Below are 22,386 nucleotides of genomic sequence, written 5' to 3' on the forward strand. Positions count from 1 at the left end.
ATGCTCCCAGTTTAGCGTAGGGGCCGAGGAGCGCTCAGGGCCGCCAGCCTGAGGGGCTTGCGGGATAAGGAGGGTTGGCCCCGCGGGGGACCTCGAGGCGGAATAGCCGCGAGAGGAGGACCACGCCCCCCGTGGTTTGAGCCTGGGCAAGGGCCCGGTGCAGGAGTTGGGAAAGCTCAAGGAGGAAGCGGTCTTGCCGTTCCTTGGGCACAGGAAGGGCCCCAAAGGTGAAGCAGGCGGGGTTCACCACCGGGCAGTGGGGTTCAAGCCTTAGCTTCCCCCCCAGGAAGTAGACCCGCCAGGCCCCGAGGTCCACCCGGTATCCCGCGCGCAGGTGGTCTTGGTACTGGCTGGAAAGCTTGCGCCAAAGCTCCTGGGCTTCCTTGCCCGAAGGGCCAAGGGTGTACCGCCACTCCCGGGCCCCCGCCTGGGTTAGGGTTTGGCTGCGGGTAAGCCGCCAGTCTTGGGCCAGGGCCCCAGGTAGGGCCAGGAGGGCCAGGATCGCCAGCCACCTGGATATCCGCGCGCCCATGCCTTCAGGGTGCCATGACAGGGGCAAAGGGCATGTGAGGAATGGGCCTCAGTCTTGGAATAAAGAGGATGCCCTAGCCCCCTCAAAGGCTTCTCAGGATTTCCTCCCCCTGCTCCATGTAGATATCCCAGGGAATCAACACGTACTCCCGGCCTGAATGGGCGGCGTAGTAGGGGAGGTCCAGGCGGAGGGGTGTGTGCACCTGCTTAAGCTCCTGCACCAGGGCGGGAGGGGGTTTTAGGTAAACACGAGGACGGAGCCTTTCCAGAAGAAGGCTCAAGCGGAAAACCCAGAGGGTTTTCCCGTTCCCCTTCCGGTGAGAGGCTCCCTGGCGCTTGAGGGGCTTCATGGCTCAGTTCCTTTGGACCTTCTTGTTCAGGAAGTCCAGGAGCAGGTACCGGCCGATGTTGCCAGGGTGGGTGAGGTAGGCCTTGCCCCGGGTAATCTGGGAAAGCTTCTTCACGAAGGCCAGGAGTTCCGGTTCCCGGGCCAGCATGAAGGTGTGGATGGGGATGCCTTCCTTACGGGCTAGGGTGGCTTCTTTTAGGGTTTCCGCCAGGATCAGGGGATCGAGGCCCCAGGCGTTTTTGTAGATCTCCCCGCTGGGAAGAGTGATGGCCGAGGGCTTGCCGTCGGTGATGAGGATGATCTGCCGCATCTCCCCGCCCATCTTTTTCAAGAGGGTCCTGGCCAGCTCCAGCCCCGCCTTGGTGTTGGTGTGGTAAGGGCCCACCTGGGCCAGGGGGAGCCGGGAAAGGGGGATCTCCTCGGCGGTGTCGTGGAAGAGGACGAAGCGCACACGGTCCCCGGGGTACTGGGTGCGGATCAGATGGGCCAAGGCCAGGGCCACCTTCTTGGCAGGGGTGAAGCGGTCCTCCCCGTAGAGGATCATGGAGTGGGAGCAGTCTAAGAGGACCACGGTGCTCATGCTGGCTGTGTACTCGGAGAGGTCGATGACCAGGTCCCCGTGGGAGAGTTCCGTAAGTCCCTTGGCCATAGCCTTTTTGAGGGTTTCGGGCACGTTGAGCTCCAAGGGGTCTCCCCACTCCCACTCCTTGGTTTCCCCTGTCTTCTCCACCCCTGGGGCGTGGTGGGGGGTGGGGTGGAGCCCAGGAGCGTTTCGGCCCAGAGCCCCCAGGAGCTCCCGGAGGCTTTTAAGGCCCAGGAAATCCGAGGCCTTTTCCGTGAGCTCAAAGCGGGCCTCACCTGCCTCGCCCTTGTACCCGCTTCGGGCGGGGTTGGTGGGATCCTCTCCGGGAAGGCGGATATACCCGGCTTCACGGAGCTTTTCCATCAGGCGGGTAATGGCCTGATGGAGCCGGGTTTCCTCCTTGCGGTCGGCGAAGCGGGCTTCCCTAAGCCAGTCCTCCGGCACCAGCTCGTTTTTGAGGAGGGCCTCGAGGAGCGCATCGTAGAGATCCTCCAGGGTGGGCTGGCGCTCGGGGTCAGGGTCGTAGCGCTGGAAGGGATCGGAAAACCCGGAGTCCAGGAGGAAGTCCTCGAGGAGGCTCAGGATCTCCTCAGGGGAGAGGTCCTCGAGGCTTCCCTCGTAGCGGCTATAGCGAATGGCCTTCATCCATCCTCCTCAGCACCCGGCCCATAAGCTCCGCATAGCTTCTTAGCCTACGGAAGATGGCTTGGGCCAGGGCCTCGTTGTAGGTGTGCACCGTTAAATTGCGGTCATCGGCCATGGCCAGGGCCAGGCGGGCTTCTTCCTCCGCCATAAGGCCGGTTTCGTGGGCCAGGCGGAAGGCCCGCTTGGGGCTTGCCACCTCCAGACCCTCCCTTTCCCGCAAGAAGGCTTGGAGTGCCTTCCAGAAGGCTTCAAAGGTGTACTCAAACCGCTGGATGGCGGCATCCCGCTCCAGGGGGCTCGGCTCCTCCAGGTAGGCTACCTCCTCCAGCGTCCTGAGAGCCCGTCTGGCTACCTCAAGGCGTTCTAAAACTCGGCCCATACCACCCCCTCCCTCAGGACCCTTTCCCGGAAGGCGGGGTCCACCTCCCCTAGGTCCACCAGGTCCACCCGCCTCAGCACGGGGGCCTCCTCGAGGGCCTCCCTGAGAAGGGGAAGAAGCTCCCCAAGAGGCTTGGGCCCGAGGAGGGCCAGGTCCAGGTCCGAACCCCGCTCTGCCTCTTGCCGGGCATGGGAGCCGTAGAGGATAAGCTTTACCCCTCGCCCCTGAAGGTAGGGCGCCAGGGCTTGGAGCACCGCCTCCTTGTCCCGCTCCAGGCTAGTTGCCATAGCTCCGCGTCCTCTCCGCCGCCTGGTAGCTCATTTCTCCCCGGGCGAGCTTCCTCCTCCCTACGAGCCCCTCCAGGACGAACTCCGCCGCCGAAAGAAGCACCTCAGGCTCCTGGCTTTCCGCCAGAGCCCTTGCCGCCTCCAGGAGGCCCGGCACCTCCTCCATGGCCTTTTGGGCTTCCTCCACGCTTCCCTCGGGCAGGGTGAGGAGGTTTCCCTCTTCAAAATAGGCCACGATGGCATCGGTCCTGAGGCGGTAGCGGGGGAGGACCATGCCAAAGGCCCTTTGCACCAGGTCCCGGGCCACCTTTTCCGCTCCCTGGAGCTCCCCCTCGTACTCCAGCTCCAGCTTGCCGGTGATGGCGGGAAGCCCCGCATAGAGATCCAGAGGACGGGCCACAGGCCTGGTGCCCTGAAGAAGAGCCCGCCTTTCGGCGCTGGCGGCCACCACCTCCAGAAGGCTTATGGAAAGGCGCTGGGAAACGCCGGCCGTCTGGTCCACCCGGCGGTCCTCCCGGGCGGCGAAGGCCACCGCTTCCACGGAAAGGCGGATCCACTCGGGGAGCACCACCTCTTCCGGCACGTAGGCCTCCTGGGCGCTGATCCTAAGGCCCTCCTCGAGGGTTTTGGGGTAATGGGTGCGGATCTCGCTGCCGATGCGGTCTTTGAGGGGGGTAACGATCCGTCCCCTGGCCGTGTAGTCCTGGGGATTGGCGGTGAACACCAGCCAGACATCCAGGGGCAGGCGGATGGGGTAGCCCCTTATCTGCACGTCTCCTTCCTCGAGGATGTTAAACAGGGCCACCTGCACCTTGGGGGCCAGGTCCGCCAGCTCGTTCACCGCAAAGATGCCCCGGTTGGCCCGGGGAAGAAGGCCAAAGTGGATGCTTTCCAGGTCCGCCATCCCCGTTCCCTTGCGGGCTGCCTTGATGGGGTCCATGTCCCCCAGGAGGTCGGCCACGGTGGTGTCGGGGGTAGCCAGTTTCTCCACATAGCGCTCCTCCCGGGTTATCCAGACGATGGGAGCCTCGTCTCCGGCCTCCTCCAGAAGCCGCTTCCCTTCCGGCGAGATGGGTCTTAGGGGGTTGTCCCTAAGTTCGGTGGCCAGGGCGGGGATCTCCTCGTCCAAAAGGTTAACCAAGCTGCGAAGGATGCGGCTTTTGGCCTGGCCCCGGGTGCCCAGGAGGATGAAGTTTTGCTTGGCCAGGATAGCCTGGACCAAGGCGGGGATGACGGTGTCCTCGTACCCGTGGATGCCCGGGAAAAGCCGCTCTCCTTTGCGGAGCTTTTCCTTAAGGTTTTCCCGGGCCTCGTCCTTGACGGTGCGCTTAAGCTTACCCAAGGGATAGGTGCGCCGGAGTTCGCCGAGGGTCTTGGCCTTCACCCCTCCAGTTTAGGGCCAGAGGGAGTTAGGGATTTGTGGCGGAGGGTGGCAAGGGATTAGCATGGGGGTGTGAACCGGGCGAGGGACTGGGTGGAGCAAGCCAGGTACAACCTGCGCCATGCCATAGGAAGCCTGGGCCTCGAGGACTACGCCTGGGCTTGCTTTGCTTCCCAGCAGGCTGCGGAAGCAGCGCTGAAAGGGCTCCATCTCGCCCGAGGCCAAGTGGCTTGGGGACACTCTATCCAGGATCTCCTGGCCGGGTTGCCGGGGGAGATAGAGGTGCCGGAAGAGCTCTTGGAGGCGGCCAAGGTTTTGGACAAGTATTACATCCCCACCCGGTATCCCGACGCCCACCCCGCAGGACCCGCCGCCAGGGCCTATACCCGTGGGGAAGCGGAGGAGGCCATCCGCTTGGCAGAGAAGGTTCTAAGGTTTGTGGAGGAGGTGTTGTGATGCGGATTTTCACCTTTGATCCGCAGGCCCGCCGTGCGGAGTTGGAACAGGCGACAGCCAGGTTGGCTGAGCGGCCGGAGGTCCTGGCGGTGGTCCTCTTCGGCTCCTTAGCCCGGGGGGAGGCCACGGCCATGAGCGACGCGGACCTCTTTGTCCTTTTGGAAAGCTCCCCCCTGCCCTTCCCCGAGCGCCTGGTCCTCTACCGGCCGGAGGGGATCCAGGGGGTGGAGGTCTTTCCTTATACCTGGGAGGAAGCGGTAAAGGGTCTTTCGGAGGGGCATGGCCTGGTTCATGCGGCTTTGAAGGAGGGTATTCCCCTTTTTGAACGGGAGGGGGCCTGGGCTCGCCTGAGGGGCCTGGCATCCTTCCCCTCATAACCCTCGCCTAACGCCCTTCTCATCCCCTAGGGGTAAGGTGCCTCTCGTGGAGATCCATGGCACTACCATCTTGGCCGTGCGCAAGGATGGGGTCACCGCCTTGGCCGGGGATGGCCAGGTTACCTTCGGCCAGACCATTCTCAAGCGGGGGGCGGTGAAGGTGAGGCGCCTCGAGGTGGGGGCAGGCATCCTGGTGGGTTTTGCCGGTGGGGTGGCGGATGCCCTGAGCCTCCTGGAACGCTTTGAGGAGAAGCTCAAGGAGGCCAAGGGCAACCTGCTCAAGGGGGCGGTGGAAACCGCCAAGCTCTGGCGCACCGACCGGGTGTTGCGCCACCTTCAGGCCATGATCATCGCCGCCGACCGGGAGGGGATGGTGCTCCTCTCCGGGAGCGGCGAGGTCATCACCCCGGAAGAACCCCTTTTGGCGGTGGGGTCTGGGGGTCCCTACGCCTTGGCAGCGGCCAAGGCCCTCTACCGGCACTCCAGCCTTTCCGCTCGGGAGATCGCCGAGGAGGCCCTTAGGATTGCGGCTGAGGTGGATCTTTACACCTCGGGCCAGGTGACGGTCCTCACCCTGGGGGAAGCATGAACCTCACGCCTGCGGAGATCGTCCGGGAGCTTTCCAAGCACATCGTGGGACAGGAGGCGGCCAAGCGGGCGGTGGCCGTGGCCTTAAGAAACCGGTACCGCCGGAAGAAACTTCCGCCCGAGGTGGCCCGGGAGGTGACCCCCAAGAACATCCTCATGATCGGGCCCACGGGGGTGGGCAAGACGGAGATCGCCCGCCGCTTGGCCCGCCTGGCAGGGGCTCCTTTTGTCAAGGTGGAGGCCACCAAGTTCACCGAGGTAGGCTATGTGGGCCGGGATGTGGATGCCATCGTGCGGGACCTAGCGGAGGCCAGCTACCAGCTGGTGATGGAGGAAATGAAGAAGAAGGTGGAGGAAAAAGCCCTGGCCTTGGCCGAGGAGGAGCTGGCCACCCTCCTGCGCGCCTCCGTGGCCGAGGTGCGCGCGGGGCGGCTGGATAGCCTCTCGGTGGAGGTGCAGGTGGAGGAGGAGATGAGCCTGCCCTTCATGGGCGTCCTCGGGGGTGAGGGCTTTGGCGGCATGGGGGAGATGCTCAAGGGCCTTCTTCCCAAGCGGCCGGTGCGCAAGCGCATGACGGTGAAGGAAGCCCGGGAGGTCCTCAAGAACCAGCACGCCGAGCGCCTCATCGACAAGGAGGAGTTGAAGGAGGAGGCCAGGAGGCGGGCCCAGGAGGACGGAATCGTCTTCATCGACGAGATCGACAAGGTGGCCCGCCGGGAGGGTACGGTGGGGCCGGATGTGTCCGGCGAGGGGGTCCAGCGAGACCTTCTGCCCATCGTGGAGGGCACGGTGGTTTCCACCCGCATCGGTCCGGTGTCCACCGAGCACGTGCTCTTCATTGCCGCGGGAGCCTTCCATGTGGCCAAACCCTCGGACCTGATCCCCGAGCTCCAGGGCCGGTTCCCCATCCGGGTGGAGCTTTCTCCCTTGGGCCCCGAGGAGTTTTACCGCATCCTGAAGGAGCCGGAGAACTCCTTGATCCGCCAGTACACGGAGCTTTTGAGGGCAGACGGCACGGAACTCGTCTTTCATGAGGACGCCCTGAAGGCCATTGCTGAAGCGGCCTACCGGGCCAATCAGGAGCTCGAGGACATCGGGGCCAGGAGGTTGGCCACGGTCTTGGAGCGGGTGCTGGAGGAGGTCAGCTTCCAGACGGACCTGGGTCGGGTGGAGATCACCCGGGCCTACGTGGAGCAAAGGCTGGAGGCGGTTTTCGCTTCCCCGGACCTGACGCGGTTTGTGCTGTAGGAGGATAAAGATGCGCTGGATCCTTTTGGCTTTGGGTTTACTGGCTGTACCCAGTCTAGCCCAGACCCCCCCACCCCCGTCCAACCAGGTGGAGAAGCAGGATGCCTTCCGGCTTGGGGTGCAGCTTTACGCCCTGGGCCGGTACGAGGCGGCCTTGGAGCTCTTTGAGCGGGCCTTGAAGGAGAAACCCCAGGACCCGGATGTCCTCTACTGGCTGGCCCGGGCCCAGCTCAAAGTGGGGCTCCTTAACCCCGCCTTAGAGAACGCCAAGGGGCTGGTGGCCAGGAACCCCCGGTACATCGGGGGGTACATGGTCCTCTCCGAGGCCTACGTGGCCCTCTTTCGCGCCTCGGAGGATCGGGAGAAGGGGAAGGGCTATCTGGATCAGGCTCTGACCGTACTCCGCGATGCCGAGCGGGTGAACCCCCGTTACGCTCCCCTTTACGCCCAAAGGGGTTTGGTCTACGCCTTCCTGGGCCAGGTGGACAAGGCGGAGGAGGCCTTTAAGAAGGCCCTTAGCCTGCAGGATTCCGCAGAGGTGAGGGCGGCTTTGGCCGAGCTTTATCTGGCGGCAGGCCGCTTGGATGAGGCCCTGGAGCAGTACGGCAAAGCGGTCCAGCTTTCACCCCAGGATGGGAATCTAAGGGTTCGCTATGCCTCGGCCCTCCTGCTGAAGGGCCGGGCGGAGGAGGCGGCGAGGGTTTTGGAGGAAGGCCACCGCCTCAAGCCCTTGGATGCCGAGGGCTGGTACACCCTGGGCCAGGCCTATTTCGTCCTGGGCCGCCAGAAGGAGGCAGGGGTGGCCCTGGAGAATGCGGTGGCCTTGGCTCCCTTACGCTTCCCGGTGGCCTACTACTACCTGGGTCAGATCTACCTGGCCCTGGGGGATGCCCAGAAGGCCAAAAGCCGCCTTACGGTGGCGGTGCGCCTCGAGCCCAAGCGGGCCGAGTACCGATACCAGCTCTGCCTGGCTAACGAGAAGCTGGGGGACAAGGAGGGTGCCCGGTACCAGTGCCAGGAGGCTTTAAAGCTGAAGCCCGGCTACAGGGAGGCGGAGGAGGTGCTTAAGCGGCTTTAGGGGGTATTGCCAACCTGGTAGTGAATGAAATCACTTAAAGGGCATCCCGTCAGGGATGCCCCTTAAGGACTTTTGCCCCTGGACAGCCTAACGGGGCGGGGGTATAAGGGGTGAGAAGGAGGTGAAGAAATGCTCACCCGCCGCAAGTTTATCGGCTTGGCGGGCGCGGTCACGGGAGGGGCCCTTTTCCTCGAACGGGGGATGGCCCAAGGTGCCCGGCCTGTGTTGCGCAAGCCCATCGGGGAAAAACCCCTTATCTGCCCCTACTGCGCCACGGGTTGCGGGATGATCGCAGCGGTGCAGGGGGGGAGGTTAGTAAACCTCGAGGGCGACCCCGACCACCCCATCAACCAAGGGGCCCTTTGCTCCAAAGGCCAGGCGGCCCGGGGGTTTGTGCAAAGCCCATACCGGGTCACCAAGGTCCTCTACCGTGCCCCGGGCTCTGAGCGCTGGGAGGAGAAGGACTGGGAATGGGCCCTGGACCGGATCGCCCACTTGATCAAGGACACCCGGGACCGGGGCTGGGTGGAGGTGGACGACCAAGGCCAGGTAGTGCGGCGTACCGAGTCCATCGCCACTTTGGGCACCAGCGTGGGCTCCAACGAGGAGGCCTACGCCATGAGCAAGCTCTTCCGGGCCCTGGGCATCGTCTACATTGAGCACCAGGCCCGCATCTGCCATTCCTCCACGGTTCCCGCTCTGGGAACCAGCTTTGGCCGTGGGGCCATGACCAACCACCCCATTGACTTCAAGAATGCCGATGTGATCTTGGTGCAGGGTGGGAACCCAGCAGAACAGCACCCTCTCACCTTCCGCTGGATCCTAGAGGCCAAGGAGTGGGGGGCCAAGCTCATCGTGGTGGACCCCCGTTTCAACCGCACGGCCTCCAAGGCCGATATCTTCGCCCAGATCCGCCCGGGCACGGACATCGCCTTCATGGGCGGCATGATACGCTATATCCTGGAAAACAAGCGCTACGACGAGTTCTATGTCAAGCACTACACCAACGCCTCCTTCCTGGTGAACCCCGAGTTCAAAACCGCCACCGAACTGGATGGGCTCTTCTCTGGGTACGATCCGGAGAAGCGCACCTACGACACCAGCACCTGGGCTTACCAGGTGGATGAAAACGGCCAGGTCAGGACCGACCCCACCCTGCAGGATCCCCACTGCGTCTTCCAGCTTTTGAGGAAGCAGTACGAGCGCTACACCCCTGAGGTGGTGTCCAAGATCACCGGGATCCCCGTGGAGAAGCTCTTGGCCATTTACGACCTTTACTCCTCCACGGGCCGCCCGGACCGGGCCGGGACCATCACCTACGCCATGGGGGCCACCCAGCACACCTATGGTACCCAGCACATCCGCACCTACGCCATTGTGCAGCTTCTTTTGGGCAACATCGGCCTGCCCGGGGGTGGAGTGAATGCCCTCCGGGGCCACTCCAACGTGCAGGGCAGCACGGACTTCGCCCTTCTTTACCACGACCTCCCCGGATACCTGGGCCTGCCCACCGGGGACAAGCCCACCCTGGAGGAGTGGATTGCTTCCAGGGTACCCAAGGCCAACTACGCGCCTTCCGCCAACTGGTGGCAGAACTATCCCAAGTACTTCATCAGCCTGCTCAAGGCCTGGTGGCCCGAGGTGGATCCCAAGGAAGCCTACGGTTACCTGCCCAAGCTTTCCCCTCACAAGGGAGGGATTCCGGATAAGAGCGCCGATTACTCCCACTACGCCATTTTCCATGCCATGTTGGCCGGGCGGATCGAAGGGCTCATCGCCATTGGTCAGAACCCGGCCAACTCGGCGGCCAACGCCAACCTGGCCCGCAAGGCTCTGGACAGCTTGAGGTGGCTGGTGGTGGTGGACCCCATGGAAACCGAAACCGCTGCCCACTGGAAGCGGCCCGGGGTTAATCCCAAGGAGATCCAGACCGAGGTCTTCCTTCTGCCCTCGGCGGTGTGGGCGGAGAAGTCCGGGAGCATCACCAATACCGGCCGCTGGGCCCAGTGGTACGACAAGGCTCTGGATCCTCCGGGTGAAGCCAAGGATGAACTCTGGATCCTCACCGAGCTGGTACAGCGCCTTAAGAAGCTCTATGCGGAGGAGGGTGGGCCCAACAAGGAAGCCATCCTGAACCTCTCCTGGTGGGAGCACTCTGAGCATATGGCGGAGGAGGTGGCCAAGGAGTACAACGGCTACGACCTCACCACCGGTAAGCTCATGGCCAAGTTCGCCGACCTCCGGGACGACGGCACCACCGCCTGCGGCAACTGGCTTTACTGTGGAGCCTTCACCGAGGAGGGGAACAAGATGGCCCGGCGCGATCCCAGGGATACCCATCCCCTGGGCCTGGGGCTCTTCCAGAACTGGGCCTACGCCTGGCCCGCCAACCGGCGAATCCTCTACAATCGGGCTTCCACGGACCTTAAGGGCCAGCCCAGAAACCCTGCCAAGTGGCTGGTGCGTTGGAATCCCAAGGAGGAGAAGTGGGAGGGGGATGTGCCCGACGGCGTAGCCCCGCCCGATAAAGCCCTTCCCTTCATCATGCTTCCCGAGGGGGTGGGGAGGCTCTTCGCTGCCCAGCTTAAGGACGGCCCCTTCCCCGAACACTACGAGCCTTGGGAAAGCGCCCTGGCTAACCTGATCTCCGGCCAGGACAAGAACCCGGTGTGCAAGGTCTGGGTGGGCGACCTGGACGTCTACGGCACCCCCGAGGAGTACCCCATCGTGGCCACCACCTACCGCCTCACCGAGCACTGGCACACGGGGATGATGAGCCGCAATGTCCCCTGGCTTTTGGAGCTCCAGCCTGACCCCTTTGTGGAGATGGACGTGGAGCTGGCCAAGAACCTGGGGGTCAAGAACGGGGAGTGGGTGCGCATCAAAAGCGCCCGCGGCGAGATGAAGGCGGTGGCCCTGGTCACCCCCAGGGTCCAGCCGGTGAAGGTGGGGGACAAGACCCTGCACCAGGTGGGCATCGTGATCCACTGGGGTTACCAGGGCGGGAACCCCGGCGACTCCGCCAACCAGCTCACGCCCCAGGCCCTGGACCCCAACACCTTTATCCAGGAGACCAAAGCCTTCCTGGTGAGGATCGAGAAGATCTAGGAGGTGGGGGATGCCTAATCCGAAGGACTATGCCATTTTGTTTGACGCCAGCCGTTGTATCGGCTGCAAGGCCTGCCAGGTGGCCTGCAAGCAGTGGAATGACCTCGAGGCGGAAAAAACGGAGAACCGGGGAAGCTATGCCAACCCCCCCAGGCTTACGGCCCATACCTGGATCTCCATGCGCTACTACGAGGGCTTGAGGCCGGATGGCGACCCCTATTTTGACTTCATCCGCGGGTCTTGCATGCACTGCACCCACGCCCCTTGCGTGGCGAGCTGCCCCACCGGGGCCATGGCCCACCGGGAAGGTGGGGTGGTCACGGTGGACGAGAAGACCTGCATCGGCTGTCGCTCCTGCGTCCAGGCCTGCCCCTATGAGGCGGTCCACTTTGACGAGGCTCGAGGGGTGGTCCACAAGTGCACCATGTGCTACGACCGCATCTCCAATGGCGACCAACCGGCCTGCGTCAAGGCCTGCCCCACCGATGCTCTGACCTTTGGGACGTACCAGGAGATCCGGGCTATGGCGGAAGAAAGGGTGCGGGTGCTCAAGGAGCGGGGTTATGCCAGGGCCAATGTTTACGGGCTAGCGGAGCTTGGAGGCACCCACGTCCTCTATGTGCTCACCGAGCACCCAAGCCAATACGACTTACCTAAGGCGGTCCGGGAGGCGGAGAAGCGGGCGGCCACGGGCTGGCTCTCTGCTGGCATCGCCGCTGCGGCCCTGGGGGCGGGGCTTAAGTTTATCGTGGAGCGGCGCGAAGCCCTCAAAGGAGGCGGTCAATGATCACCGTAAACCTTCCTAACCCTATGGGCGAGGAGCACTGGGGTTTTTGGATTGCCCTTTACTTCTTCCTGGCGGGAACCACAGGGGGGGCTTACTTGCTCAGCGTCCTCTTCTACGGCAAGGACCAGGGCTTGGTGCGTCGTAGCGCCCTGTGGGCGTTCCTAGGGGTGGCGGTGGGCGCTGGCTTGCTGGTCATAGACCTAGGCCAACCTTTGCGGTTTCTTAACCTTCTCTTGAACGGCTTTCACCCGGCCTCGGTCATGTGGCTGGGCAGTTGGTTCTTGGTCTTGGCTGGGGCTGGGCTTTTGTGGGTCTACCTTAGGCCCACCTCTAGGGGGGTGCAGCAGGGAGTGGCGGTGCTGGTGGCCTTGGTGGTGGGGTACACCGCGGTGCTCCTGATGCAAACCGCCAAGCCCTTCTGGAACGCCTCCCCCCTGCTTCCCTGGCTCTTCTTGGCCTCGGCGGCCACGGCGGGAGGGGCGCTCTTGCAGCTTTGGTATCCCCATGAAAAGCTGAGCCGTTTGGTCATTGCCTCCGCCCTCGTGGAAGGGGCAGTCTTGGCCTTGCACCTCATCTGGACGTATCCGGCTGCGACTCCTGGCGTTTTGGCCCTCCTGGTAGGTCCTCTGGCTTGGGCCTTCTGGGGGTTTGTGGTGGTAGGGTGGGGTCTGCCCCTCTTCTTGGAGCGGAGGAACGTGGCCCTGGCGGCCCTTCTCACCCTGGTAGGGGCTTTCCTGCTCCGCTACTTCGTGGTGATGGCAGGCCAAGTGTAACCTTAAAGCCCCCGCCCCTTTAGGGGCGGGGGTACCCTTTACCCTGAAGGAGGTAAGCCCGTGGAAACCCTGGAGGCGGTGCACCGTAGGTTGAGCCAGCTTGCGAGGCGTCGCGAACCCTGGCCGGAAGCTTTAAAAGAAGCTCTGTTGGATGTGCAGCAGGCGGTGGAGCAGGTGGCTCCGGGTCTACTTTCCGGCGTACGGCTTCCTACCCAAGACAAGCTCTTGGAGGATGCGAAGCGCTTGCGAAGGGGTGAGGTTCCGGAGGATCCAGCTTATGCTTTTTGGCTTCACCAAGCCTTGCGGCTAATCTCCTGGCCGGAAGAGGGGGATGGTGGCCTCCCGGGGAAGGATTGGGCGGAGCGTTGCCCTGCGTGTGGAGGTTTTCCAGATGTGGGATACCTCGATGCGGAAGGGCGTCGCTTTCACGTTTGCGCCTTTTGCGATACGAGCTTCCGGGCCTTGCGCTTAGCCTGCCCTTACTGCGGAGAGGCTCGGGCGGACCACCTGGTGTACTACGAGGAGGGCCCTTACCGGGTTTATGTGTGCCGTTCCTGCGGGGAGCGCTTTGTGGTTCAGGACCTGAGGCTGAAAGCGGAGCTGGATCTACCTGTCCTTAGGGCCCGGGCTGCTTGGTACGCCCTGGCGGAGGAGGAGGATGTGGAGGTTTGAAGGAGGCCGCTTTCAGGAGGAGGCCTATCCCTTGCCGGAGGAGGAGCGATTCCTCCTCTTGGTGAACGGCAAGCCCTGGGCTTCCTTCAGCTATACCCCTGGGGATGAGGTCTACCTGGCCCTAGGCCATCTCTTCCTGAGCGGGGTGCTTTCGGGCCTCGAGGGGGTGCGGTGGTTAGTGGGCGAAGGGGTGGTGGCCGTGGACCTGCCCGGGGATCCCGAGAAGGGGGTGGGGGTGCGGGATAGCGGTTGCGCTGCGGGGCTACGCTATGGTGAACCCAGGCTTTCCCCCTTGCCGAAGGTACCCCTGGATCCCGAACTGCCCCTGGAGCTCATGGCCCAGCTGCGCCAGCATGCGGTGCGCTACGCCCGGACCCGAGGCATACATGGAGCGGCCCTCTTTGACCTTTCCGGACGGCTTCTCTACCTCAACGAGGATATCGGCCGCCACAACGCCGTGGACCGCCTGGCAGGGTACATGCTCCTGGAGGACATGCGGCCTCCCGTGCTCTTGGCGGTAACCGGCAGGGTGAGCCAGGAGATGGCGGGCAAGGCCATTGGCATGGGAGCGGTGCTCCTGGCAAGCCGCACGGGGGCAACTGCCCCTGCGGTGGGCCTGGCCCGCCGCTATGGCCTGGCCCTGGCGGCCTACGTGCGCCCAACAGGCTACCGCCTCTACGCCCCAGGCGGTATGCCGGTACCCGAAGGGGTTCTCAGGCCTTAGGCTCTTCCTTCTTCTCCTCGCCCTCCTGGAGGCCCTTTTTGAACTCCTTGGCCGACTGGCCAATGCCCCGGGCCAGCTCGGGAAGCTTCTTGGCGCCGAAGAGGAGGAGGATGACGAGAAGGATGAGGAGGATTTCCACCGGACCTAAGCGCATGGGGCCATTGTAGCACGCCTTGACCCTCTTGAGGTCAAGTGTTATCGTGGCCTCTGGGGTGGCCTTAGGCCCCGGGGCGTAGCGCAGGCCGGTAGCGCACCTGCTTTGGGAGCAGGGGGTCGCCCGTTCAAATCGGGCCGCCCCGACCACGCGGGAGTAGCTCAGTTGGTAGAGCATCGGCCTTCCAAGCCGAGGGTCGCGGGTTCGAGTCCCGTCTCCCGCTCCAGATGGCCGGGGTGAAGTTTCACCCCGGCTTCGCTTATGGGCCCGTAGCTCAGGGGACAGAGCAGCCGCCTTCTAAGCGGTAGGTCGGGGGTTCGAATCCCTCCGGGCCCGCCAGGTCCAGGATGGGGAAACCCGCCCCCTTGGGGGGCGGGGACTTTTTGTGCGGCAACCGCACCGAAACTCGCTCCATGGTCTAAGCCTGGCCGCCCCAGAGCGCTTTTACCTCCCACCCCACTTCCGCCAAACCCCAGTTCCGCCAGGGTGGTGACTCCGGTAAATCCTTCCCGCAGGCCTTATAGAGGGACGGCTAAGGAGCATAATTTGGAGGGAGGAGGTATCGATAGCTCAACCTACTCACCGTGATCGACGGTTCCCGTGCGAACGTCCACGATTTCCCAGCCTTGGTTGTCCTTCCTTAGCACTGCGATGAGCGGTTCAAACTGCCCCAAGCCATTTGGGGTGCGGGGATAGGCAATCAGCCGAGCCTCGCCTGCATGTAGGGAGAACTCCTTCACGAGAAACACCACTTTCTCTATGGGCACTGCGCCCTGAAGTGTATGCAGGATTGCCTCACGCTCAGGGTGTACCTCGGGAAATATCTCCGTAGGAACCTGGGGTAATTTTTCCTGGAAGCTTCTGTACAGAAAAGCAAGCACATCCACGGACTCCTCAGGACAAGCCACATAAGCGGGGTTAACGACGCCCTTTACCCTCCATTGCTCGCCCTCCTTGTGCAAGAGGGCGATAACCTCGAAGGCATAATTTTCCCCTTGGGCCTCCACCCACGCCCATCCGTCTTTTTCTATGAGGTGCCTCAGCTTTAACCTGACATCTATATCCTGGGGCAGACGCACGTCCGCACGCTCGTACCTGAAACCTAAGCCAGCTGGGTCCTCGTCGGGGAATCGCTTCAAAGCTTCTCCTAACGCAGCCAGTATCGCTTCACGTTCAGAACCCTCCCTTCGCTCAACAGATGGGATAACCCGTACGGAGGATATCCTGTTATCCCAACCTATCCTGGAGAGGTCGGCAACGCTACCGGTCAGTTGCGTGGATTTTCCCTCGAAATGGGGATGTTCGTAAACCTCCAGAGTCCATCCAATAGGAACTTCAATGGAAGAGGTTTTGTCGTTAAACTTAAAAGCGTCAAGTTCCGCATAAAAACCATAGGTGCTCAGGTTAGGCAAAGACTGGAGAAGTGGAAGCGCTGCTCCCGTGAAGTCTTTCCCATCCCACAGGACAGCAAACGGGGGCAGATTCTGTGGCCGTCGGGGGGCACGTACAGAGCTGATTCTGTCCTCCCATCCCATCTTGTTCAGATAAGCCTCAGGATGGGTTAGGGTGAGTACCCTGCCTTGATAATTTGAGTGTTCGTAAAGGTCTAGGGACCAACCCCAAGGTGGTATCCACAGGGAGGAAACTCTATCGTTAAAGCCATTTACTTCGAGCCTTGCGCGATCGTTCAGAACGGGCAAGAATAGGCCGTCATAGTTTCTGTCGGCATAAAAAACCGGATACGAGGGCGGCTGGGGGAAATCTTCCATCATCCAGACGCTGACGTATATTCGGGCCCGCATGTCTCCTGTGCCGTCGCTTTTAATAAAGTAGCCCCCGCCTGGAGTCCGCCATATCTGATATCCGAGTTGCGATCCGTAACTTCCCGTTTCTGGGTCGAACTCCAACAAAAACGCCTTGGGGTCACCGGGAGCGATATCCATTTCCTCGTCCTTATGGTTTGTGGGGTCGCTTTCGAACATGTGGATTTGCACGCGTACCGGTTGGGTACCCCAGAGGGGTTTGATCACTCCCCAGACCGGATAGGAGTGGCTGCTATCCACATACTCTGCTTCCGTGTAGGGATGTTCGGTTTCGCCATTTATTATGAACATCACCCAATAGTCGCTGGTTCCCCCCACCTCCTCGTTATTTACGTTGTCCCAACCCGCACCCGTATCTAAATCCATCGCTTCAGGAATGCGCACTCTCAGCCATTTCACACGGTAATAGTCGCTCTGGGTTGACTTTGCCAGGAAGGAGATGGCATTGGAGATGACAGCATTATCCACAGGGAGCAGGGAATCTACATAACCGTGTACCACGTTTAAATTTTCCACGCGCAGCAACTTGATCAGGGTATACGTGCCGTTGAGTTTCAGCCGCACCTCGAACAGGTCCCGGGCGATTAGAGAAGCGTTTGAAAACCATTCTCTACCGAGAAAGGGATAGCCTGAGGACTGCTGCGTGATGCCAATACCCGGTACATTGGGCATATCATCCGCAAATATATCGCTTTCGCCCCACTGTCGCGGGGTTTTCCATGCACCGCCGTAGGTGCTTAGCCATCGTATTGTGCCCTCGTCAAAGTTGGTCAGGGTGTAGAGGTGTCCTCGATTCCCCGTGAACTGAAAGCCCTGCAGGCTATTCCAGAAATCGGGTTTCCTCATATCATCCACTATCCATTTCCGCATAAGACGTAGCCACTGCAGGGACGCTTTATAGGCGCAACGGTACGCCTGATCAAAATAGGGCTTGCCTGCGTGATCCTTGTGCAGAGCATCGTGGCTAAGCCCTCCCTCCCAGTGGGTGAACAGACCATTCTGTCCCCAAACGACGCTTCCGCTGAGAAGTGGTTCTAGTTGCTTTGGCGAGAGGTCAAAATAGGTGGCGTCTTTGATACCGGAGCGCCGAGGGAGATCAAGCTCTACCCAGTTCGAATGAGCATAGAAATCCTGCACAACGTGGAGCGTGACACCCATGACCATCAGCGCACCCAGTCTGTCCTGGGCGCGAACCTTTTCGGTGAGCGCCGCATGAGTATTGTGGATTAGCTGTCGCCAATAGCGGTCAATCCACTGCCCTTCAGGTAGCCCGTCGAAGTGGAGGAAGTCCACTAGCTGCTTTGACGCCCTGGCAAAATCATCGTCGATGACCCATTCCACAGCCTGCTCTTGGAAGAGGTCGGTATAGGAGTTTGCCGCCAGCGCTATGCTGAAAGCGTCTTTCCCGAATCCCTCCTGTCGCATTGCCTCACGAATAAGGTCATAGTGGTAGCCCATGGAGAAGCCGTAAGCGGGCGCGGGGAGCTCAAGGAACAAAATAACCACCAATGCCATCGCATGCGCGGTGGTCAAAAAAACTTGAACCGGCGTCTTCACCCGGGACCTCCTGTTTACAAGGTTGCGGAACGGAACCATGGGCAAGAAGTTGTCTGGGAACCGGCTTCTTTACTCAGAATAGCACCATGAGAAGATTTTGCCAACCGGCGCTGGGCCTGTCTTGGGTCCCCATATAGCGGCAAGGGTATGGGCAGAGTTCCCAGAACACATCGGGATCCCCTGGATGGCGGGCACGGGCTTGTAGCCAGCGGATGGGGGTTCCGCCTTCATCCTTTTGTTGGACGGCTATGGATTCCCAGCCTTCAGGACCAATTAACTCCAATCTGCTCGACCTCGGGAGGCCTCGGCTCTTTGGGGCGTGGTATCCTCAAGGCCGGCCCTTGTGGCCCGGTCCATGCTGAAACTGGAGAACATCACCAAGCGCTTTGGTTCCGTGGTGGCCAACCGCCGGATCACCCTCGAGGTGGCCCGGGGGGAGGTCCTGGCCCTTCTGGGGGAAAACGGGGCGGGGAAGACCACCTTGGTGAGCATCCTCTACGGCCTTTATGCCCCGGATGAGGGGCGGATCCTCCTGGAGGGCAAAGAGGTACGTATCCCGTCCCCCAAGGCCGCCCAGCGGCTGGGCATCGCCTTGGTGCCCCAGCATCCGGAGCTCATTGAGGCCCACACCGTGGCCGAGAACCTGGCTCTGGGCCTGGACCTGCCCCTGGCTTTCTCCCGCCGGGCTCTGGTGAGGCGGCTTGCGGCGCTTTTAGAAGGGCATCCTTTGGGCGTGGACCTCGAGGCGCCCGTGGCCCGCCTTTCCGCAGGGGAGAAGCAAAGAGTGGAGCTCCTTCGCGCCCTCCTTAACCGCCCCCGGGTGCTCGTCCTGGACGAGCCCACCAGCGTCCTTACCCCCAAGGAGGTGGAGGGGCTCTTTCAGGAGATCCGGCGCCTCAAGGCCTTGGGCCTGGCGGTGATCTTCATCAGCCACAAGCTGGAGGAAGTCCTGGCTATCGCCGACCGGATTGCCGTGCTTAGGGCCGGGGAGAAGGTGGGGGAGGTTTGGCGCCAGGAGGCGGACAAGGACCTCCTGGTGCGCCTCATGGTGGGCCGGAGCCTGGCCCCGCCCCCCAAGGTGCCCCCGCCCCGGGAGGAAGTGGTCCTCGAGGTGGAGGACCTTCTGGTGCCCCGGCACGGTTTCCCCGTCCAGGGGGTTTCCTTCGCCTTGCGGGCAGGGGAGGTGCTGGGGATTGCGGGGGTGGCGGGAAGCGGGCAGGCGGAGCTCGTGCAGGCCCTGGCGGGTCTCAGGCCCCACCAGGGCCGGGTGCGGTTCCTTGGCAAGCCCTGGCCCCGGGACCCCATGGGCCTCTTCCGCCAAGGGGTGGCCCATATTCCCGAGGAGCGGAGCATGGGGGTGGTGGGGGGCATGAGTGTGGCCGAAAACCTGGCCCTTAGAACCTACCCTCGCTTTGTTCGCAGGGGCTTGCTGGATTACCGGGCCATGGAAATGGAGGCGGAGGGCTTGATCCAGCGCTACGGCATCCGCACCCCCTCCCCCCGCACCCCGGTGCGGTTCCTCTCGGGAGGAAACGTGCAGAAGGTGATCCTGGCCCGGGAGCTCCAGGGGGGGCCTCGCCTTCTCTTGGCCATGCACCCCACCTACGGGCTGGATGTGGGGGCCACCGAGGAGGTTCACGGGCGTATCCTGGAGCTTGTGCAAAGCGGTGCGGCCGTGCTTTTGGTCAGCGAGGACCTGGACGAGATCCTGGCCCTCTCCCATAGGGTGGCGGCCCTGTACCACGGGCGCTTTGTGGGGCCCGTTCCCCGGGAGGAGGCAGACCGGGAGCGGCTGGGGCGGATGATGACGGAGGGGCGGGTATGAGGTGGGAGCTGGATCCTAGCCCAAGCCCCTGGAAGGTGTTCTTGGCCTATAGCCTGTTCGTGGCCCTGGCCTTGTTGCTTTTAGGCCTTCTTTTCCTCCTCTATGGGGTATCCCCGCTAAAGGCCTACGGGCTTCTTCTCTCCCCCCTGGGGGATTCCTTGGGCCTGGCCGAGGTAGGGCGGCGCACCATCCCCCTCCTCCTTATCGGGGCAGGCTTGGCCCTGGCCTTTAGGGTAGGGTTTTTCAACATCGGGGCGGAGGGGCAGCTTCTCATGGGGGCGGTGGGAGGAGCCTACGTGGCCCTTTTCCTGCCTCCCGGACCCTGGACCCTGCCCCTCATGTTCCTTTTGGGGGGTGGTCTGGGGGCGGTTTGGAGTGGGCTTGCCGCCTGGCTTCGGGTGCGCTTTGGGGCCAACGAGATCCTAACCACCCTCATGCAGAACTACCTGGTCTACTACCTGGTGGTCTACCTGGTGGCGGGACCCTGGAAGGGGCAGATGGTCTTCGGCTTCCTCTACACGGACCGGTTTCCCCCGGAGGCCCAGCTTCCCCGCCTGGGGGATACCCTGGTGCACTGGCCCACCCTGCTTCTTGGGATTGCGGCGGCCTTGGGGCTTCAGCTCCTGCTCTTCCGCACCCCCTTGGGCTTTGAATGGCGCATCCTGGGGGAAAACCCGGAGGCTGCCCGGTACCTGGGCCTTAAGGGGGGCAGGCTGATCCTCTTGGCGGCGCTTCTTTCCGGTTTCCTTGCGGGCCTGGCGGGGGTGGGGGAGGTGGCGGGCATCCACCTGAGGCTTTTGGAGCCCGCCCAGATCTCCCTGGGGTACGGCTTCACCGCCATCCTGGTGGCCTGGCTGGCCCGGGGAAGGCCCCTTTGGGCGCTCTTTACCGCCCCCCTTCTCGGCCTCATCCTGGCCGGGGGGGATGCCTTAAAGCTCGCCCTTTCCATGCCCTTTCGGGTGGTGGACGTGGTGGCGGGGCTTTTGCTCCTCAGCCTCATCGGGGCCGAGGCCTTGAGCCAACGTCGCTTGGTCTGGAGGCGCTGATGGAAGAGGCTCTGGTGCGCGCGGTACTTTTCGGGACGCCCATACTCTTGGCCTCCCTGGGGGCCCTTCTTTCCGAGCGGGGAGGGGTGGTGAACCTGGGGGTGGAGGGCGTGATGGCGCTTTCCGCCCTGGCTGCCTTTGCCACGGCCCTCGAGGCCGGGCCGGTTTGGGGGGTTCTTTGCGGGGTTGGGGTGGGTTCCTTGCTGGGCCTTTTCCTGGGCGTCTTCGCCGTGTTTCTCCGGGCCAACCAGTTCGTGGCGGGGCTTGCCCTGGCCGCCTTGGGCCTTGGCGCCTCGGGGCTGTTGGGGAAGCGGTACGAGGGAACCCCCTTGCCCGACCCCCTGCCGGAAGGGGTGTTGGCCGGGCTGGCTTTGATCCTGGCCCTGGGCCTCCACCTCCTCCTTTCCCGCACCCGCTATGGCCTCTACCTGAGGAGCGTGGGGGAAAACCCCAAGGCGGCGGATCTCTTCGGGGTGAGCGTGGACGGGGTGCGGTACCTGGCCTTGGCCCTGGGGGGCGGGATGATCGGCCTGGCTGGGGCCTACCTTTCCCTTGCCTACCGCCCCTCCTGGACGGACGGCATGACCTCGGGGCTGGGCTGGGTGGCCATCGCCCTCGTGATCCTGGCGGGCTGGCAGCCTTTAAGGGCTGTGCTGGGGGCTTACTTTTTTGGCCTCCTGTTCTTCCTGCAGTTCCGTTTGCAGGGCAGTGTACCTATACCGTCGGAGGCCTTTGCCGCCATGCCCTACCTTTTGGTTATCCTGGTCCTGGCCCTTTCGGGCCGCGCCCGGGCCCCCAAGGCCCTGGGCCAGCCCTTTGACCGGGGGAGGTGAAGGATGAGGAGGATTCTGGGTCTGTTGTTGTTGGCGTTGGGGTTGGCGTGGGCCCAAGGGGATAAGCTCAAGGCCTGCTTTATCTACGTGGGGCCCATCGGGGATGCGGGCTGGACCTACGCCCACGATCAAGGGCGGAAGAAGGCGGAGGCCGCCCTTCCCTGGCTGGAAACCCGGTATGTGGAAAGCGTGCCCGAGGCCCAGGCCCTTCCGGTCATCGACCGGTTTGTGAAGGAGGGGTGCCAGGTGATCTTCGCCACCAGCTTCGGGTACATGGAGGCGGTCCTCGAGGGGGCGAAGAAGTACCCGAACGTCATCTTTGCCCACGCCACCGGGATCAAGCGGGCTCCCAACGTGGCCACCTACATGGCGGACTTCTACCAGGTCTACTACCTGAACGGCCTGGCTGCCGGGGCCCTTTCCAAGACGGGCAAGGTGGGGTACGTGGCCGCCTTCCCCATCCCTGAGGTGAAGCGCCACATCAACGCCTTCACCCTGGGGGTCAGGGCGGTGAACCCCAAGGCCCAGGTGCTGGTGCGCTGGATCAACGCCTGGTACGACCCGGCCAAGGCCCGGGAGGCCACGGAGGCCCTTCTGGCCCAAGGGGCGGACGTCTTCGCCTTCACCGAGGACACCCCCACGGTGATCCAGACGGCGGCCAAGAAGGGGGCCTACTCCTTCGGCCACTACACCCCCATGCTGAAGTTCGCTCCCGACCACGTGGTCTCCGGCCAGATCGTCCACTGGGAGGTGATCTACATTGACTTCCTCAAGAAGGTGAAGGAGGGGGTCTACACCGCCAAGAACCTGGAGAATGTGGATTACTTCTGGCTCCTGCAGCACAAGGCGGTGGAGATGGGGGCGGATTACGGGGTGCCCATAAACCCCAAGCACGTGCCCCTGTTGCAGAAGGCGGAGATGTCGGTGGGCGGGAAGAAGGTGAGCGTCTACGACCGCATCATGGCCCTTCTGAAGGATATGCAGAGCCCCAAGCCCACCTTTGACCCCTTCACGGGTCCCATCCAGGACCGGAAGGGGGTGTTGCGGATCCCGGCGGGGAAAAAGGCCACCCTCCAGGAGCTCCTCACCATGGAGTGGGCGGCACCGGGGGTGGTGGGGGACTGGCCCGGAGAACCCAAATAGAACCCGAAGGGTTGGGGCCAGGGAGGTTCTCCCTGGCCC

General features: G+C 62.9%; 22 protein-coding genes and 3 tRNA genes. 17 read left to right on the top strand and 8 right to left on the bottom strand.

Annotated elements, in window-relative coordinates; translation table 11 throughout:
- Positions 1 to 34 precede the first annotated feature (34 nt).
- The 6 genes from KQ693_RS07945 to KQ693_RS07970 all read right to left on the bottom strand — a co-directional run bounded on the left by KQ693_RS07945 (position 35) and on the right by KQ693_RS07970 (position 4,158).
- Entirely contained in the window at positions 35 to 532 is a 498-nt protein-coding gene (locus KQ693_RS07945) for a hypothetical protein (RefSeq protein WP_105317904.1), read from the bottom strand.
- Between the two features lie 82 nt (positions 533 to 614).
- Positions 615 to 881: a hypothetical protein gene (locus KQ693_RS07950; protein WP_267260855.1), complete on the bottom strand. Its 267-nt coding sequence runs from the start codon at positions 879 to 881 to the stop codon at positions 615 to 617.
- A gap of 3 nt (positions 882 to 884) precedes the next feature.
- Complete coding sequence (locus KQ693_RS07955) at positions 885 to 2,108, bottom strand: vWA domain-containing protein (protein ID WP_015716896.1); 1,224 nt, start codon at positions 2,106 to 2,108, stop codon at positions 885 to 887.
- On the bottom strand, positions 2,089 to 2,487 hold the full coding sequence (locus KQ693_RS07960) for an HI0074 family nucleotidyltransferase substrate-binding subunit (RefSeq protein WP_267260856.1): 399 nt from the start codon (positions 2,485 to 2,487) through the stop codon (positions 2,089 to 2,091). The genes KQ693_RS07955 and KQ693_RS07960 overlap by 20 nt, the downstream gene beginning before the upstream one ends.
- A complete protein-coding gene (locus KQ693_RS07965) occupies positions 2,472 to 2,774 on the bottom strand; it encodes a nucleotidyltransferase family protein (RefSeq protein WP_267260857.1) in 303 nt (100 codons plus the stop codon). The genes KQ693_RS07960 and KQ693_RS07965 overlap by 16 nt, the downstream gene beginning before the upstream one ends.
- Complete coding sequence (locus KQ693_RS07970) at positions 2,764 to 4,158, bottom strand: sigma 54-interacting transcriptional regulator (protein ID WP_267260858.1); 1,395 nt, start codon at positions 4,156 to 4,158, stop codon at positions 2,764 to 2,766. The genes KQ693_RS07965 and KQ693_RS07970 overlap by 11 nt, the downstream gene beginning before the upstream one ends.
- A 69-nt stretch (positions 4,159 to 4,227) precedes the next feature.
- Here KQ693_RS07970 and KQ693_RS07975 point away from each other — a divergent pair, with 69 nt between their 5' ends.
- The 10 genes from KQ693_RS07975 (at position 4,228) to KQ693_RS08020 (ending at position 13,966) form a co-directional block, all read left to right on the top strand.
- Positions 4,228 to 4,611, top strand: coding sequence for a HEPN domain-containing protein (locus KQ693_RS07975; RefSeq protein WP_015716900.1), 384 nt, complete (start codon positions 4,228 to 4,230; stop codon positions 4,609 to 4,611).
- Positions 4,608 to 4,988 carry a nucleotidyltransferase domain-containing protein gene (locus tag KQ693_RS07980; protein ID WP_323808493.1) on the top strand — a complete coding sequence of 127 codons (381 nt, stop codon included), beginning with the start codon at positions 4,608 to 4,610 and terminating at the stop codon, positions 4,986 to 4,988. The genes KQ693_RS07975 and KQ693_RS07980 overlap by 4 nt, the downstream gene beginning before the upstream one ends.
- Positions 4,989 to 5,034: 46 nt before the next feature.
- Positions 5,035 to 5,577 carry an ATP-dependent protease subunit HslV gene (gene hslV / locus KQ693_RS07985; protein ID WP_267260860.1) on the top strand — a complete coding sequence of 181 codons (543 nt, stop codon included), beginning with the start codon at positions 5,035 to 5,037 and terminating at the stop codon, positions 5,575 to 5,577.
- On the top strand, positions 5,574 to 6,824 hold the full coding sequence (gene hslU, locus KQ693_RS07990; protein WP_219758796.1) for an ATP-dependent protease ATPase subunit HslU: 1,251 nt from the start codon (positions 5,574 to 5,576) through the stop codon (positions 6,822 to 6,824). The genes hslV and hslU overlap by 4 nt, the downstream gene beginning before the upstream one ends.
- 10 nt (positions 6,825 to 6,834) lie before the next feature.
- Positions 6,835 to 7,902, top strand: a complete 1,068-nt coding sequence (locus KQ693_RS07995) for a tetratricopeptide repeat protein (protein ID WP_267260861.1) — start codon at positions 6,835 to 6,837, stop codon at positions 7,900 to 7,902.
- A gap of 129 nt (positions 7,903 to 8,031) precedes the next feature.
- Positions 8,032 to 11,010, top strand: coding sequence for a formate dehydrogenase-N subunit alpha (fdnG, locus tag KQ693_RS08000; RefSeq protein WP_267260862.1), 2,979 nt, complete (start codon positions 8,032 to 8,034; stop codon positions 11,008 to 11,010).
- A gap of 10 nt (positions 11,011 to 11,020) precedes the next feature.
- A complete protein-coding gene (locus tag KQ693_RS08005; protein WP_015716906.1) occupies positions 11,021 to 11,797 on the top strand; it encodes a 4Fe-4S dicluster domain-containing protein in 777 nt (258 codons plus the stop codon).
- Positions 11,794 to 12,570 (top strand): NrfD/PsrC family molybdoenzyme membrane anchor subunit, encoded by a 777-nt coding sequence (gene nrfD, locus KQ693_RS08010; protein ID WP_219758800.1) that lies wholly within the window; start codon positions 11,794 to 11,796, stop codon positions 12,568 to 12,570. Before KQ693_RS08005 ends, nrfD begins: the two co-directional genes overlap by 4 nt.
- Before the next feature lie 393 nt (positions 12,571 to 12,963).
- On the top strand, positions 12,964 to 13,242 hold the full coding sequence (locus KQ693_RS13020) for a hypothetical protein (protein WP_475353406.1): 279 nt from the start codon (positions 12,964 to 12,966) through the stop codon (positions 13,240 to 13,242).
- Positions 13,229 to 13,966, top strand: a complete 738-nt coding sequence (locus KQ693_RS08020; protein ID WP_135255787.1) for a formate dehydrogenase accessory sulfurtransferase FdhD — start codon at positions 13,229 to 13,231, stop codon at positions 13,964 to 13,966. The genes KQ693_RS13020 and KQ693_RS08020 overlap by 14 nt, the downstream gene beginning before the upstream one ends.
- Here the strand turns inward: KQ693_RS08020 and tatA are convergent.
- Positions 13,956 to 14,120, bottom strand: a complete 165-nt coding sequence (gene tatA / locus KQ693_RS08025; protein ID WP_038030191.1) for a twin-arginine translocase TatA/TatE family subunit — start codon at positions 14,118 to 14,120, stop codon at positions 13,956 to 13,958. The genes KQ693_RS08020 and tatA overlap by 11 nt on opposite strands.
- Positions 14,121 to 14,192: 72 nt before the next feature.
- Here tatA and KQ693_RS08030 point away from each other — a divergent pair.
- From KQ693_RS08030 to KQ693_RS08040, 3 genes are all read left to right on the top strand, one after another.
- Positions 14,193 to 14,269: transfer RNA gene (locus KQ693_RS08030), tRNA-Pro, on the top strand.
- A gap of 1 nt (position 14,270) precedes the next feature.
- A tRNA-Gly gene (locus KQ693_RS08035) sits at positions 14,271 to 14,346 on the top strand.
- 37 nt (positions 14,347 to 14,383) lie between these two features.
- Positions 14,384 to 14,459, top strand: a tRNA-Arg gene (locus KQ693_RS08040).
- 236 nt (positions 14,460 to 14,695) lie between these two features.
- Here KQ693_RS08040 and KQ693_RS08045 read toward each other — a convergent pair.
- Complete coding sequence (locus KQ693_RS08045) at positions 14,696 to 17,500, bottom strand: beta/gamma crystallin-related protein (protein WP_267260863.1); 2,805 nt, start codon at positions 17,498 to 17,500, stop codon at positions 14,696 to 14,698.
- Positions 17,501 to 17,855: 355 nt separating this feature from the next.
- Between KQ693_RS08045 and KQ693_RS08050 the strand changes: the two genes are divergently transcribed.
- Genes KQ693_RS08050 through KQ693_RS08065 form a run of 4 tightly spaced genes read left to right on the top strand, consistent with a single transcriptional unit; the run spans position 17,856 to position 22,347 of the window.
- Positions 17,856 to 19,325 carry an ABC transporter ATP-binding protein gene (locus KQ693_RS08050; protein ID WP_267260864.1) on the top strand — a complete coding sequence of 490 codons (1,470 nt, stop codon included), beginning with the start codon at positions 17,856 to 17,858 and terminating at the stop codon, positions 19,323 to 19,325.
- On the top strand, positions 19,322 to 20,371 hold the full coding sequence (locus KQ693_RS08055) for an ABC transporter permease (protein ID WP_267260865.1): 1,050 nt from the start codon (positions 19,322 to 19,324) through the stop codon (positions 20,369 to 20,371). The genes KQ693_RS08050 and KQ693_RS08055 overlap by 4 nt, the downstream gene beginning before the upstream one ends.
- Complete coding sequence (locus tag KQ693_RS08060) at positions 20,371 to 21,204, top strand: ABC transporter permease (protein ID WP_267260866.1); 834 nt, start codon at positions 20,371 to 20,373, stop codon at positions 21,202 to 21,204. The genes KQ693_RS08055 and KQ693_RS08060 overlap by 1 nt, the downstream gene beginning before the upstream one ends.
- A 3-nt stretch (positions 21,205 to 21,207) precedes the next feature.
- Entirely contained in the window at positions 21,208 to 22,347 is a 1,140-nt protein-coding gene (locus KQ693_RS08065; protein ID WP_267260867.1) for a BMP family ABC transporter substrate-binding protein, read from the top strand.
- The last annotated feature ends 39 nt before the right edge of the window (positions 22,348 to 22,386 follow it).

This window comes from Thermus brevis (assembly GCF_026427635.1).
Classification (GTDB): domain Bacteria; phylum Deinococcota; class Deinococci; order Deinococcales; family Thermaceae; genus Thermus; species Thermus antranikianii.

Coding starts and splice junctions, on each gene's coding strand:
- KQ693_RS07945 (WP_105317904.1), bottom strand. CDS start 532: ATGGGCGCGCGGATATCCAGGTGGCTGGCGATCCTGGCCCTCCTGGCC.
- KQ693_RS07950 (WP_267260855.1), bottom strand. CDS start 881: ATGAAGCCCCTCAAGCGCCAGGGAGCCTCTCACCGGAAGGGGAACGGG.
- KQ693_RS07955 (WP_015716896.1), bottom strand. CDS start 2,108: ATGAAGGCCATTCGCTATAGCCGCTACGAGGGAAGCCTCGAGGACCTC.
- KQ693_RS07960 (WP_267260856.1), bottom strand. CDS start 2,487: ATGGGCCGAGTTTTAGAACGCCTTGAGGTAGCCAGACGGGCTCTCAGG.
- KQ693_RS07965 (WP_267260857.1), bottom strand. CDS start 2,774: ATGGCAACTAGCCTGGAGCGGGACAAGGAGGCGGTGCTCCAAGCCCTG.
- hslU (WP_219758796.1), top strand. CDS start 5,574: ATGAACCTCACGCCTGCGGAGATCGTCCGGGAGCTTTCCAAGCACATC.
- KQ693_RS07995 (WP_267260861.1), top strand. CDS start 6,835: ATGCGCTGGATCCTTTTGGCTTTGGGTTTACTGGCTGTACCCAGTCTA.
- fdnG (WP_267260862.1), top strand. CDS start 8,032: ATGCTCACCCGCCGCAAGTTTATCGGCTTGGCGGGCGCGGTCACGGGA.
- KQ693_RS08005 (WP_015716906.1), top strand. CDS start 11,021: ATGCCTAATCCGAAGGACTATGCCATTTTGTTTGACGCCAGCCGTTGT.
- nrfD (WP_219758800.1), top strand. CDS start 11,794: ATGATCACCGTAAACCTTCCTAACCCTATGGGCGAGGAGCACTGGGGT.
- KQ693_RS08020 (WP_135255787.1), top strand. CDS start 13,229: ATGTGGAGGTTTGAAGGAGGCCGCTTTCAGGAGGAGGCCTATCCCTTG.
- tatA (WP_038030191.1), bottom strand. CDS start 14,120: ATGCGCTTAGGTCCGGTGGAAATCCTCCTCATCCTTCTCGTCATCCTC.
- KQ693_RS08050 (WP_267260864.1), top strand. CDS start 17,856: ATGCTGAAACTGGAGAACATCACCAAGCGCTTTGGTTCCGTGGTGGCC.
- KQ693_RS08055 (WP_267260865.1), top strand. CDS start 19,322: ATGAGGTGGGAGCTGGATCCTAGCCCAAGCCCCTGGAAGGTGTTCTTG.
- KQ693_RS08060 (WP_267260866.1), top strand. CDS start 20,371: ATGGAAGAGGCTCTGGTGCGCGCGGTACTTTTCGGGACGCCCATACTC.
- KQ693_RS08065 (WP_267260867.1), top strand. CDS start 21,208: ATGAGGAGGATTCTGGGTCTGTTGTTGTTGGCGTTGGGGTTGGCGTGG.